Genomic DNA, 12,788 nt, shown 5'->3' on the forward strand with positions numbered 1-12,788 from the left:
CTCAGAACTCTTCCCAGCTGTCGGCGCCGCCTGAGGCCCCGCCTGCCGCCGCCACCTTCCGCGGCGCCGGCGTGTAGACTGGCGCGCGGGGAGCCGCGGCCTGTGGCGTGTAGGAACCGCGCATGCTTTCCGCTGTGGCTCTGAGGATAGCAGCCGGAGCGACCGCACCACCCACCTGAAACTTCGCCACAAGCCCACGCAACGTGTCGGATTCGTTGCGCAGCGCCATGCTGGCGGCCGTCGTTTCTTCGACCATGGCCGCGTTCTGCTGCGTCACCTGGTCCATCTGGTTGACGGCGGCATTGACCTCCTTGAGGCCCGATGCCTGTTCGCTGGCCGAAGCCGAGATCTGCCGGATCAGGCCGTTGATCTGCATGACCTGCTGGGAGATCTTTTCGAGCGTCTGCCCCGCTTCACCGACCAGCTCCACCCCGTCCTTGACCTGTGCGGCCGAGGCGTTGATCAGAGCCTTGATTTCCTTGGCAGCGGTGGCCGATCGCTGCGCCAGTTCACGCACTTCCTGCGCCACGACCGCAAAACCCTTGCCGGCTTCCCCGGCACGCGCCGCCTCGACGCCCGCATTGAGTGCCAGAAGGTTGGTCTGGAAGGCGATTTCGTCGATCACGCCGATGATGCGCGAGATCTCCTGCGACGACTGTTCGATGCCGTGCATGGAGGCAACTGCCTTCTGTACGACCTCGCCGGACTTCTCGGCATCCTTGACGGCGACCGAGACGGTGTTGGCGGCAGTACCCGCGTTTTCGGCGCTGGAATGGACCTGCTCTGTGAGTTCGTTGAGGGCTGCAGCCGTCTCCTCCAGGCTGGCGGCCTGCTGCTCGGTGCGCTTGGAGAGGTCGGCGGCACTTTCGGAAATTTCGCTCGTCCCGGCGGCAATGTTGACGACGCTGCCGTTGACCGACGCGATTGCCTGTTCGAGGCTCGCCACTGCTTCATTGAAGTCGCGCTTCAGCGCCCCGTATTCGCCGGGGAAATCCTCGGCAATCCGATGGGCCAGATTGCCCTGCGAAAGCTGGGCGAGACCACTGCCGAGCGCGGTGACCACATGCTGCTGCACCGAGGCCGAGGCATTGCGATCCTCTTCGTTGCGGCGGCGTTCGCCTTCGGCTGCCTTTCGCTGTGTCTCGGCTTCTGCTGCCAGCATGTGGCTTTCGGCAAGCTTGTGACGGAAGCCGTTGAGCGCCTTGGCGACGAGGCCGATTTCGTCCTCGCGATGCTGGTTCGAGATGTCGCTTTCATAATCGCCCTTCGTCATGCGCTCGACATCGCCGACGAGACCATGCAACGGGCGCTGTGCCAGAGAACGAACGGCGAGGAGCAGCGTCAGCATCACGGCAGCGAGCACGATCAGGCCGCCGACGATCATCATCATCGTCTGCGCCTCGATCGCGGCATTGATCGCCGCATGCGGAATGTCGATGATGACAGCCCAGGTCGCGTTCACGCCGGGAACGGCGAAAGGATAAAGCAGGCGGTCGAAGCCTTCGCCGCTTGCGTTGACGAGGTTCGGGACCAGGCCGCCGGTTCCGTTCGATAGCGAAGCCTTGAGCGCGTCCGCCCCTTCGGCTTCGTAGGTCTTCATCACGAGGTCGTCTGTCGGAGCCACGAGCCACTGCGCGCCCTGCGCCACGAGCATCACGCGGCCGGTCTCGAAGGGCTTCAACGCCTTCAGCTTGTCGGACAGCGACAGAAGCGACATGTCTACGCCCGTGACGCCGATCAGCTTGCCGCCGGAGAAGACGGGAAAGGCGATGGAACTCATGGTTGTCGGAACGTCGGTTCCCTCGGCCATGTAAGGAGCCGTGATCGCGCCCTTGCCGCTCTTGGCCGCCAGCGCATACCACTCGGCCGGATAATCCGCACGGAAGGTAGAGAACTGGACCTCGCCGTTGCGGTTCTTCGACCAGTAAGGGGTGAAGTAGCCTTCGTCATTGGCCGAAAGGTCGAGCTTGCCCTTGATTTCGTCCTTCTGCCCGTCGATGGCGAGAGGTTCTTCCGCCATCCAGCTGCCGAAAGCGAACGGGTTCTGTTCGAGATTTGCCTTCAGGATATTGGTGATGCCGAGGCGGTCGAGCGACTTGCCCTCATGCCCGCGACCGATGACGCCGGACATGGTGCGTGCGGCACTGGCAAGTTCACCGATGTCACCGGCGATTTCACGCGCGATGGATTTGGCCTCGGCGTCCGCCTGGTCCATGGTCAGGGAGTGAACCCGGTCACGGGTCTGCGAGATCAGAACGAGATTGGAGAGAATGAGCACGAGGCCGATGGCAATGCCAGTGACAACGAGAAGCTTGGCTGCAATCGAACGGTTGAAGAAGGCGAACATGGAGGCCTCGAGGACTGAGGATCAGGACGCAGGGGCATTCGTTCCGCACTTTCATGGCGCGGCCGGGCGCGCCTTCACGCACCCCGATCACGACCGATGCTATGTTCCATTGCTTAACGGGCAATAAATCAGACTTGTCAGCTCTGTTTCAGATCAGAGCGAGGCGGCAACCTCATCGGACACAGGGATCGACGGCTGCGCCCCGGGTTTGAGGCAGGCAAGCGATCCGGCAACCGCCGCGCGACGTATCGCCTCGCTGAGCATCAGTCCGGAATCGAGGCTGGCTGCCAGATACCCGCAGAAGGTGTCGCCGGCGCCGACGGTGTCGATCGGTTCGATCTTCAGCCCCTTCGTCCGATGCAGGCGGCCCCCCTCCGCAGCAACGACGCCTTCGGCGCCGAGCGTGATGATCAGGATCTGCCCGGTCTCGGTGTGCATCTGAAGCAGCATCTGTTCGCGCTGGTCGGCGGTCAGCGCCTCGCGCCCCACCAGAAGTTCAAATTCGGTCTCGTTGGCGATGACAATGTCTGCCAGTTTCGCGAGATCGGCAGCCTCGGCAATCAGCGGCGCCGTATTGAGCACGGTGCGCACGCCGTGCGCCTTGGCAGCCTCGAGTGCTGCCTTCACCGATGCGGCGGGCACTTCAAGCTGCAGCATGAGGATGTCACCCGGTTTGCTGCCCGAAACCGCTTTGGCTGCTTGGCCGGGGCTGAGGGTGCCGTTGGCGCCAGGCACCACCGCAATCATGTTCTCGCCGTCGCCACCGACGAGAATGAGCGCTGTACCGGTGGGGCCATCCACGTGCGCGACGCCGGAAAGGTCCGTTTCCGCCTTTTCCAGCAGGTCGAGCGCGGGTGCCGCGAACTCGTCACGCCCAACCGCCCCCACCATGCGCACGGACGCGCCGGCGCGCTTGGCGGCCAGCGCCTGGTTTGCGCCCTTGCCGCCGGCTGCCGTTGCAAATCCGGTTCCCGGAACTGTCTCGCCCGGCTTCGGAAGGCGCGGCGTGGTGGCGACGAGGTCCATGTTGATGGAGCCGAAGACGGTGATCATGAGCGAGGTGCCTCCCTAAGGCAATTCCAGCAAAAGCGGCAACCGGTTTTGCCTCCGGAATGGCATGAAACCAGTGGGACAGAGCATTGAAGGCGACGACGTTTCGTCGGAATGCTCTGCCGTTTTGTTCTCTTTTGGACCAGTCCCTCAGTCTTCGTCAACAACCCTGAGCTTGAGCATGCTGGTGCGGCTCTCCACCGCCCGCGCGGGGACATCTTCGCCATCCTCGCGTCCGCCCGGCGTCTCGAACTCCATGGCTTCGATCTTGGCGCCGCGCTTGGCCAGCTTGTCCGAGGAGGTGATGATCATCTCCACGTCCTTCTGGGCCGCCAGAAAATGGCTTTGCAGTTTCCGCGTGCGATCGTCCAGGCGGCTCAGATCCTCCATGAGGCGGATCACCTCGCCCTGGATCAGGTGTGCCTGCTCGCGCATGCGCTGGTCCTTCAGAACGGCCTGGATCACCTGGATGGACAGCATCAGAAGCGAAGGCGAGACGATGACCACCTTCTGCCGGTGCGCCTTCTGCACGACACCCTCGAAATTCTCGTGGATCTCGGCAAAGATCGATTCCGAGGGCACGAACAGAAAGGCCATGTCCTGGGTCTCGCCCGCGATCAGGTATTTCTCCGAAATGTCCCGGATGTGTACCTCCATGTCGCGCTTGAACTGCTGGGAAGCCGCCTTCTTCTGCTCGGGGCTTTCTGTCTCCCGGATCACGTTCCAGGCTTCGAGCGGGAACTTTGCATCCACCACCAGCGGCGGAGAATCATTCGGCATGCGGATGGTGCAGTCGGGGCGCGACCCGTTCGACAGTGTCGTCTGGAAGGCATAGGCCCCCATGGGCAAGCCGTCGGCGACGATCGTTTCCATCCGCGATTGCCCGAAGGCGCCGCGCGTCTGTTTGTTGGACAGGATCGCCTGCAGGCCGACGACGTCCTTGGCCAGCGACTGGATGTTGTTCTGTGCCGCGTCGATCACTGCGAGCCGCTCCTGCAGGGTCCGCAGATTGTCATGGGTCGACTTGGTCTGTTCGGTGATCGTGGCGCCGATCCGGTGCGTCATGCCGTCGAGCCGCTGGCTGATCGTCTGGTTCAGTTCGGTCTGACGGCTGCCGAAGACTTCGGCCATGGTCGCAAGCCGACCCTGCATTTCGGCCTGCGCCTTCAGGAGTTCTGCGAGCCGCGCCTCCGCCGTCTCGTCCCGCCGGGCCATCTCCTCCACTTGTCTTGCTCTGGCAGATGCCGCACGCGTCAAGAGCAGGATGAGAGCGATGATGGGAACGAGCACGACCGCTGCGGCGAGCGCCAGCAGGAAGGTGGGCGAGAGGGTGACTGAGCCGATGGTCACCGCCGGAATGTCCTGGATGTTCATACGCTGACAATAGCTGATTCGGAGGAGGCTGACAGATCAAAGAGTGAACATGCGAAGCGTGTGGTGCCCGGGGCCATATGCCGACGAATCTTTTTTCCAGCCGAAACTGACAAAGCGCAAGCCAGGGGGAGGGAGCGCACCCCGAAACACCGTGTTCGATCGTATCGGCGAAAAACGGCGCCGCTGACGCAACCAAAGATTTACCATTTGGGTGCCTCCTTCCGCCTTTCCATCAGCATCATCTGATGTTTCCCTGGGTTGTAAAAAGTGAGTGTGCCATGTCGCGTGCCGACAATTCCGATCTGAAAAACCGTCTTCGTTTTCTCGGGCTTGATGACCAGGGTCGTGAGACCCTGCGTCGCCTGGGGCCGCTGATCCGCCGGAACATCGGCGGCGCACTCGACATCTTCTATGACAAGGTGCGCAAAGTGCCGGAAACAGCGGCCTTCTTCCGCAGCGAAGATCACATCAAGGGTGCCAAGAAGCGTCAGGAAGAACATTGGGGCATCGTCGGAACGGCCGAATACACCGACAGCTATGTTGAAGGCGTCACCAGGGTCGGAGAGGCTCATGCCCGCATCGGGCTGGAGCCTCGCTGGTACATCGGCGGCTATGCGCTGGTCCTGGAACAGCTGGTCCATGCGGTGGTCCGCGAGCGCTGGCCGAGCCGCTTCGGCCGCCAGAATTCCGCGCAGCTTGCCGACGAGATCTCGGTGGTGGTCAAGGCCGCCCTGCTCGACATGGACTATTCAATCTCCGTCTATCTGGACATCCTCGCCGAACAGCGCCAGGCCGCTGAGCATGCCCGCCTCACGGCCGAGGCAGAACAGGCGACCGCACTTGCAGCCCTCTCCGCTGTGCTCGCCAAGCTCTCCGCGGGTGATCTCGATGCCCGACTTCCGGCCGACCTGCCGGACAATTTTGTCCAGATGGCGAGCGACTACAACGCCTCCATCGATGCTCTGCGCTCGACTGTTGTGACGGTCCGCCAGTCGGCCGACGAGATCTTCAAGTCGACCGCTGCCATCTTCGATGCCACCGACGATCTCGCGCAGCGCACCGAGCAACAGGCCGCAGGACTCGAAGAGAGCACGGCGGCACTGCACGAACTCACCCAGAACGTCACCCTGACGGCCGACGGCGCCAAGGAAGCATCACAGGTGGTCGGCGTCGCTCTGTCGGAAGCCCGTGTGTCCGAAGAGGTCGTCGGCCGCGCGGTCAGTGCCATGGGTGCCATTGAGAAGTCTTCGGACGAGATCTCGAAGATCATCGGCGTCATTGACGAGATTGCTTTCCAGACGAACCTCCTGGCCCTCAATGCCGGCGTCGAGGCCGCTCGCGCCGGAGAGGCCGGCCGTGGTTTCGCCGTCGTCGCCCAGGAAGTGCGCGAACTCGCCCAGCGCTGCGCCAATGCCGCCCGCGAGATCAAGAACCTCATTTCGCAGAGCTCCACCCAGGTCGAGGCAGGTGTCGGCCTCGTCAACAATGCCGGCGAAGCACTCGGGAAGATCATCGTCCGCATCGGCGAAATCAATGAGATCGTCGCCAAAATCGCCCTGGCTGCAGCCGACCAGTCCGGCGGCCTGCGTGAGGTCAACACCTCGGTCGCCTCGATGGACCAGATCACTCAGCGCAATGCTGCAATGGTCGAGGAAAGTTCGGCCCAGACCGCCACTCTCCAGGAAGAGGCGGGCCGTCTGGTCCAGGCGCTTCAGGGCTTCAAGACATCAGGAGCCTGGTCGCAAAACGCAAGCCAGTCTGCTGCCGACGGTTTTCGCCGGGCTGCCTGACGACACAATCCCGATGGCGAGCTTCCAGGGAATTCGCCATCGGGCATTTAGAATCTGTTCAGCAAACCGTGACAGTTCTTTTTGTAACCAGTCAATCCCGAGAGTCCGCATCGCATCATGACCACCAAAGCCCAGAACGACCTGTCAGAACGCCTTGAATTTCTTGAGATCGACCAGAAGGCACGCAGCACGCTTGCCGAGCTGCGTCCTTCGATCAAGGAGATCATGGGCGGCGCGCTCGACAAGTTCTACGCCAAGGTGACGAAGACCGGAAAGATCGCCGGACACTTCCGCGACGGCGCCCATATGAATGGCGCGAAGTCTGCCCAGATCGGGCATTGGGACAAGGTTGCAAGCGGTCAGTTCGATGAAAACTACGTGCGAGGCGTCACCGCCGTCGGCAAGGCCCATGCCCGCATCGGGCTGGAGCCACGCTGGTATATCGGTGGCTATTCCATGCTGGTCGGCGAGCTTCTCTCCGGCATCCTCGTTAAGCACTGGCCCTTTCCTTTCGGCAGGCAACATGCGGTCTCGCTGGGCGAAAAGCTCCGTTCTGTGGTCAAGGCCGCCATGCTCGACATGGATTATGCGATCTCGGTCTATCTGGAAGAGCTCGATGCCAGGCGTCGCGCTCTGGAAGAGGAGCGCGCCCGTTTCGAGGCCGATCAGGCCATCGCCATGGAGCATCTTCGCCGCGGCCTGGAAGCGCTGGCCCAGGGAGATTTCGAAGCCCGCATGACGACGGACCTGCCTGACAATTTCAAGGAAATGGCTGGCCATTACAACGAAACCGTCGATCGCCTGAATACGTCCTTCGCCGCGATCCGCCGCGCCTCGGAAGGCATCCTCACCGGCACGGACGCGATCGCCCACGCGTCCGATGAACTCGCCAGCCGCACCACTCGTCAGGCGAGCGGGGTCCAGCAGAGTTCGACGGCCCTCCAGCAACTCTCCGTCAGCGTCAGCCAGACGGCCGCCAATGCCGAGCGCGCTTCGCACGCCGTGCGCGACACGCAACAGCAGGCGAAGACCTCGGGCACTGTGGTCTCGCAAGCCGTTTCCGCCATGGATGCCATTGAAAAGTCTTCGACCGAGATCTCCAAGATCATCGGCGTCATCGACGAAATCGCCTTCCAGACCAACCTTCTCGCCCTGAATGCCGGCGTCGAGGCCGCGCGTGCCGGGGATGCCGGCAAGGGCTTCGCGGTTGTCGCTCAGGAAGTGCGCCAGCTTGCCCAGCGTTCGGCCGATGCAGCCAAGGAAATCAAGCAATTGATCTCCCAGAGCTCAACGCAGGTCAAGGAAGGCGTCGGTCTGGTCACCGGCACGGGCGAGGTGCTGGGCGACATCATTACCCGGATTGATGAGATCGACACCTTCGTCTCCGACATCGCCGCTGCGGCCAAGGACCAGGCGATTGGCCTGAACGAAGTGAACCAGGCGACCCGCAACATGGATCTCCTCACGCACGAGAACAGTGGCATGGTCGATCGCACTTCGGACGAGACGCGCCGCCTGCGTAGCGAGGTCGCAGCCCTCGTCGAGCAGCTCTCGAAGATCCGTACCCGCGTTGACGAGGCGGGATCGCCGACCCGCCGGGCACCCGACCGCCGCGCCGCCTGACAGGACAGGAAACGGCAAAACGGCAGCGTTTTTTCCGTTTCCTCCGCCTGGAACTTGCGCTAATGGAGGCCATGACCATCAAGCCTCTCATCATCCTGCCCGATCCTCTGCTGCGTCAGGTATCCGCGCCCATCGAGCGCGTTGATGCCGAGCTTGAGCAGTTGATCGACGACATGCTCGAAACAATGTACGAGGCCCCCGGCATTGGCCTGGCGGCAATTCAGGTCGGCGTGCCGCGCCGGCTCCTCGTCATTGACCTCGCCAAGGAGGGCGAAGAGCCCGCGCCCCTCATTTACATCAATCCGGAGATCCTCAAGAGCTCCGACGAGCGCTCGGTTTACGAGGAAGGCTGCCTGTCGATCCCGGATTATTATGCCGAAGTCGAGCGTCCGGCATCGATCACGGTCAAATCGCTCGGCCGTGACGGCAAGGAAACGGTGACCGAGGCCGACGGCCTTCTCGCCACTTGCCTTCAGCACGAGATCGACCATTTGAACGGCGTGCTCTTCATCGATCACATCTCCCGCCTCAAGCGCGAGATGGTGATCAAGAGGTTCACCAAGGCCGCCCGTCAGAAGATCTGATCCCGGCCGTCGTTTAACCCGCGCGTGAAGGCAGCACCATGGCACTTCGCATCATATTCATGGGCACGCCGGACTTTTCCGTCGCGACCCTGAAGGCGCTGCATGCGGCAGGCCATCAGATCGTCATGGCCTATTCGCAGCCACCGCGTCCCGGTGGCCGCCGTGGCCTCGATCTGCAGAAGTCACCCGTGCATCTCGCCGCAGAAGACCTCGGCATCGATGTCCGCCATCCCCTGAATTTCCGCGACCTCGCCGATCGCGAAGCTTTCGCTGCCCTGCAAGCCGATGTCGCCGTCGTCGTGGCATACGGCCTGCTGCTGCCTGAAGCCATTCTCACCGGCACGCGTCTCGGCGCCTATAACGGTCATGCCTCGCTTTTGCCGCGCTGGCGTGGGGCAGCCCCCATCCAGCGCGCCATCATGGCCGGCGATGCCGAGACGGGCATGATGGTGATGAAGATGGACAAGGGCCTCGACACAGGCCCCGTGGCGCTTACCCGCAAGGTGACGATCGGTCCCGACGTGACCGCCGGCGAGTTGCACGATGCCTTGAGCGTCGTCGGCGCCGAAGCCATGGTCGAGGCGATGGCCCGGCTCGAGGCCGGCACGCTCGAAACGGTCGCGCAAGTCGAGGAGGGCGTGCTCTACGCCGCCAAGATCGACAAGGCCGAAACCCGCGTCGATTTTACCCGTCCGGCAGTCGAGGTGCATAACCACATCCGCGGCCTCTCGCCCTTTCCGGGTGCCTGGACTGAAATGGATGTCAACGGCAAGCCCGAACGCGTCAAGCTCATCGCGTCGCATCTTGCTGAAAGGGATGGAGCATTGGCTGCTCCCGGTACGGCGCTCGACGACGGCCTGACGATCGCCTGCGGCACGGGCGCCGTCAGCCTCGCGCGCCTGCAGAAGGCCGGCGGCAAGGCACTGAAGGCCGAAGATTTCGTGCGTGGCACGCCTCTGCCCAAGGGCACGGTGATCGCCTGATGCCCCGCTTTCGGATGACTGTCGAATATGATGGCTCGGCCTATGTCGGATGGCAGCGTCAGGAAAACGGTCATTCCATCCAGGCGGCCCTGGAAAAGGCCATCCTGTCGCTCACCAGCGAGACGGTCGTCATTCGCGGCGCCGGCCGCACCGATTCCGGCGTTCATGCCATGGGCCAGGTGGTCCATGCCGATCTTGCGCGTGATTGGGTGCCGCACAAACTCCGCAACGCGCTCAATGCGCATCTGGCGATGGCGTCCGAGCAGGTTGCCGTGCTCGATGTGAAGGCCGTGTCTGACGATTTCGATGCGCGCTTCTCGGCGCTGCGCCGACACTATCTCTACCGCATCATCACCCGACCGGCACGGCTCGCGCTCGAGGACAAGCGCGCCTGGTGGGTGCCGAAGCTGCTCGATCACGAGGCCATGCACGCGGCTGCCCAGCAGCTCATCGGCCATCACGACTTCACCACCTTCCGCTCAGCCCATTGCCAGGCGAAAAGCCCTGTCAGGACGCTCGATCGCCTGGACGTCACGCGCTCAGGCGAACTCATCGAGATCCGCGCCACGGCCCAGAGTTTCCTGCACAACCAGATCCGCTCGTTTGCTGGCACGCTGAAACTGGCGGGTGAGGGCAAGATGACGCCTTCAGATGTCCGGGCAGCCCTCGATGCCCGCGACCGGTCGGCCTGTGGACCAGTGGCTCCGCCGGAAGGGCTCTTCTTCATGGCCGTGGATTATCCCGACGACGAGCCGGCAGAAGGCTGAGGCGCGCTCAGCCCGGATAGACGCCGAGATAGCGTTCCAGCACCTCGGCGATGATCATCGAGGGGATCAGCAGCACCATGATGACGGTCGAGACCATCAGCAATTGATCGCCCACGATCATCCGCATGATGCGGAACAGCACGGCGATCAGTGTGATCATCAGAAGAAGCCACAGGAAGGCGACGACTCCGGAAAGCGCCGGCACGAACATCATCAACAGAACCAGCAGGCCGTACGAGTAGGAAACCGGCAAGGCGAGCCAGTTGGTCACCACCACCATCGACGCGTATTTCTCGCCGATCCCGATCATCCAGCAGAGAATGCCCAGCAGTATCAGCGGAAACAGCCAGTTCGACGCCTCAACCAGCGCGAGCCGGAAGAAGAAGACGGCGCCCGGTCCAGTATCCTCGGGAAGGCCTTGGAGATAGAGCAGACGCCACCAGGCGAAGGAGATCAGGATCGCCGGCAGTGCCCAGAGGATGGCCCAGAAAGAACGCACGGCGCCGCGGTCGGTGAGGTCGAGATAGGAAAAGCCTGATGGATCCTGCTTGAACAGCAGCCAGAGGCCCCTGAGATAGAACTCGACCTCTTTAAGCGTCGGCATGGGCAAACCACTGTTCGATGAAGGTCTGGTAGATCACGGTCAGGGTTTCCAGATCCGACACGGCGACCCTTTCGTCGACCATGTGCATGGTCTGGCCCACGAGGCCGAATTCGACGACCGGGCAATAATCCTTGATGAAACGCGCATCCGAGGTGCCACCCGTGGTCGAGAGCTTGGGTGTCTTGCCGGTGACCGTCTCGATCGCACCCGACAGCGAGGCGATCAGCGCATTGTTGCGCGTCAGGAAAACGTGGCTCGGACGCTCCGACCAGACGATATCATAGCCGATCGCTGCACGCTCCGGACGAAGCTCGGGATCAACAGCGGCTGCATCGAGACGGCGCACGATCTCGGCCTTGACGCTGTCGGCGGTCCAGAGATCGTTGAACCGGATGTTGAACTTGAACCGCGCCGAAGCCGGAATGACGTTCGTTGCGGCATTGCCGACATCGATCGTGGTGACCTCGAGGTTCGACGGCTGAAAGTTCTCCGTGCCCTGGTCGAAAGCCGGATACATCAGGCTTTTTGCCAGCGACAGCGCGCCGCGCACCGGATTGTCGGCCAGATGCGGATAGGCCGCGTGACCCTGCACGCCCTTCACCGTCACCGTGGCCGAGACAGAGCCACGCCTGCCGATCTTGATCATGTCGCCGAGTGTGTCGGGATTGGTCGGTTCGCCGACCAGGCAGGCATCCCAGCACTCGCCGCGCCCGGCCGCCCATTCGAGCAGTTTCACCGTGCCGTTGACGGCAGGGCCTTCCTCGTCGCCGGTGATCAGCAGAGAGACCGAGCCTTTCGGCGCCTTACCGGCTTCGACCAGTCGCGCATAGGCGGCGATGAAGCAGGCGATCCCGCCCTTCATGTCGACAGCACCGCGGCCATAGAGCATTCCGTCGCGGACATCGCCCGAAAATGGCCCGGCGCTCCAGTCGCTCTCGGCACCGACAGGCACGACATCGCTGTGGCCGGCAAACATCAGATGCGGGCCGTCGGATCCGGCACGGGCGTAGAGGTTCTCGATGTCGGGCGTGCCCTCATCTTTCGCAATCATCCGATCGACGTGGAAGCCGAGCGGCGAGAGCAGGCCTTCCAGCACATCAAGCGCACCACCTTCGGCTGGCGTGACGGAAGGGCAGCGAATGAGGGCCTGGAGAACATCGACGGGATTGGTAGCGGTCATGAATACTTTTACGGGCTTGGCCGAGTGCCGGTTCAGCCCGACCGTCGGTACCTTGAGAAGATTTGTGAGACTTAGCCGATCTGCCCGGACCTGTCACCCACCGGTCAGGACGATCGCAAGTCGGGCCCCGGTCCATAACGGTTGTCATCCTCGACGGATGGCCAGACGCAGAGCACGAAGAAGAGGATCAGCGAAAAGGCAGGCAGGAGCAGAAGGACTGAGACCGGCCCCGGCATGCCGATATCGTGCAGTCGCTTGGTGCCGAGCATCAGCAGGGAGACAAGCGACAGGCTTGCAGTCGTCAGGAAAAGCGAGAAGGAACCGGGCGAGATGTCGTCGGCCGATTGCCCGGTGACGAACGCGATCACCGCCGCGTTCGTCATCATCCAGAACAGTGTGCCGAGGATGAAGACGCGTCGCCCGATGCGCCCGTCCCAGAGGAAGAGCGCCCAGCCGACCGATATCTCCCGCCCCGGCAAGGCCATG

Annotated in this window: 11 protein-coding genes; 5 read left to right on the forward strand and 6 right to left on the reverse strand. The window is 62.7% G+C overall.

Annotated elements, in window-relative coordinates; translation table 11 throughout:
- Position 1: 1 nt before the first annotated feature.
- The 3 genes from QTL56_RS17510 to QTL56_RS17520 form a co-directional block, all read right to left on the reverse strand.
- The gene (locus tag QTL56_RS17510) at positions 2 to 2,347 is read right to left on the reverse strand and encodes a methyl-accepting chemotaxis protein (protein ID WP_229573424.1); all 2,346 of its coding nucleotides are present in this window, start codon (positions 2,345 to 2,347) and stop codon (positions 2 to 4) included.
- Between the two features lie 153 nt (positions 2,348 to 2,500).
- Positions 2,501 to 3,400 carry a ribokinase gene (locus QTL56_RS17515; protein ID WP_245134460.1) on the reverse strand — a complete coding sequence of 300 codons (900 nt, stop codon included), beginning with the start codon at positions 3,398 to 3,400 and terminating at the stop codon, positions 2,501 to 2,503.
- A 147-nt stretch (positions 3,401 to 3,547) separates the two neighbouring features.
- Positions 3,548 to 4,771, reverse strand: a complete 1,224-nt coding sequence (locus tag QTL56_RS17520) for a DNA recombination protein RmuC (protein ID WP_245134462.1) — start codon at positions 4,769 to 4,771, stop codon at positions 3,548 to 3,550.
- Positions 4,772 to 5,049: 278 nt separating this feature from the next.
- On the opposite strand from QTL56_RS17520, the gene QTL56_RS17525 reads away from it, so the two are divergent.
- From QTL56_RS17525 to truA, 5 genes are all read left to right on the forward strand, one after another.
- Positions 5,050 to 6,561 (forward strand): globin-coupled sensor protein, encoded by a 1,512-nt coding sequence (locus tag QTL56_RS17525; RefSeq protein ID WP_245134464.1) that lies wholly within the window; start codon positions 5,050 to 5,052, stop codon positions 6,559 to 6,561.
- A 117-nt stretch (positions 6,562 to 6,678) separates the two neighbouring features.
- Positions 6,679 to 8,184 carry a globin-coupled sensor protein gene (locus tag QTL56_RS17530; protein ID WP_229573417.1) on the forward strand — a complete coding sequence of 502 codons (1,506 nt, stop codon included), beginning with the start codon at positions 6,679 to 6,681 and terminating at the stop codon, positions 8,182 to 8,184.
- Positions 8,185 to 8,255: 71 nt separating this feature from the next.
- Positions 8,256 to 8,768: a peptide deformylase gene (gene def / locus QTL56_RS17535; protein ID WP_229573416.1), complete on the forward strand. Its 513-nt coding sequence runs from the start codon at positions 8,256 to 8,258 to the stop codon at positions 8,766 to 8,768.
- Between the two features lie 38 nt (positions 8,769 to 8,806).
- Positions 8,807 to 9,751 (forward strand): methionyl-tRNA formyltransferase, encoded by a 945-nt coding sequence (fmt, locus tag QTL56_RS17540; RefSeq protein WP_245134465.1) that lies wholly within the window; start codon positions 8,807 to 8,809, stop codon positions 9,749 to 9,751.
- On the forward strand, positions 9,751 to 10,518 hold the full coding sequence (truA, locus tag QTL56_RS17545) for a tRNA pseudouridine(38-40) synthase TruA (protein WP_245134467.1): 768 nt from the start codon (positions 9,751 to 9,753) through the stop codon (positions 10,516 to 10,518). Before fmt ends, truA begins: the two co-directional genes overlap by 1 nt.
- A 7-nt stretch (positions 10,519 to 10,525) precedes the next feature.
- On the opposite strand, the gene QTL56_RS17550 is transcribed toward truA, so the two are convergent.
- From QTL56_RS17550 to QTL56_RS17560, 3 genes are all read right to left on the reverse strand, one after another.
- Entirely contained in the window at positions 10,526 to 11,122 is a 597-nt protein-coding gene (locus QTL56_RS17550) for a hypothetical protein (protein WP_229573401.1), read from the reverse strand.
- Positions 11,109 to 12,302 carry a succinyl-diaminopimelate desuccinylase gene (gene dapE / locus QTL56_RS17555; RefSeq protein WP_245134469.1) on the reverse strand — a complete coding sequence of 398 codons (1,194 nt, stop codon included), beginning with the start codon at positions 12,300 to 12,302 and terminating at the stop codon, positions 11,109 to 11,111. The genes QTL56_RS17550 and dapE overlap by 14 nt, the downstream gene beginning before the upstream one ends.
- 104 nt (positions 12,303 to 12,406) lie before the next feature.
- Positions 12,407 to 12,787, reverse strand: a complete 381-nt coding sequence (locus QTL56_RS17560) for a DUF805 domain-containing protein (protein ID WP_245134470.1) — start codon at positions 12,785 to 12,787, stop codon at positions 12,407 to 12,409.
- Between the last annotated feature and the right edge of the window lies 1 nt (position 12,788).

The organism is Peteryoungia algae, assembly GCF_030369675.1.
Lineage (GTDB): Bacteria > Pseudomonadota > Alphaproteobacteria > Rhizobiales > Rhizobiaceae > Allorhizobium > Allorhizobium algae.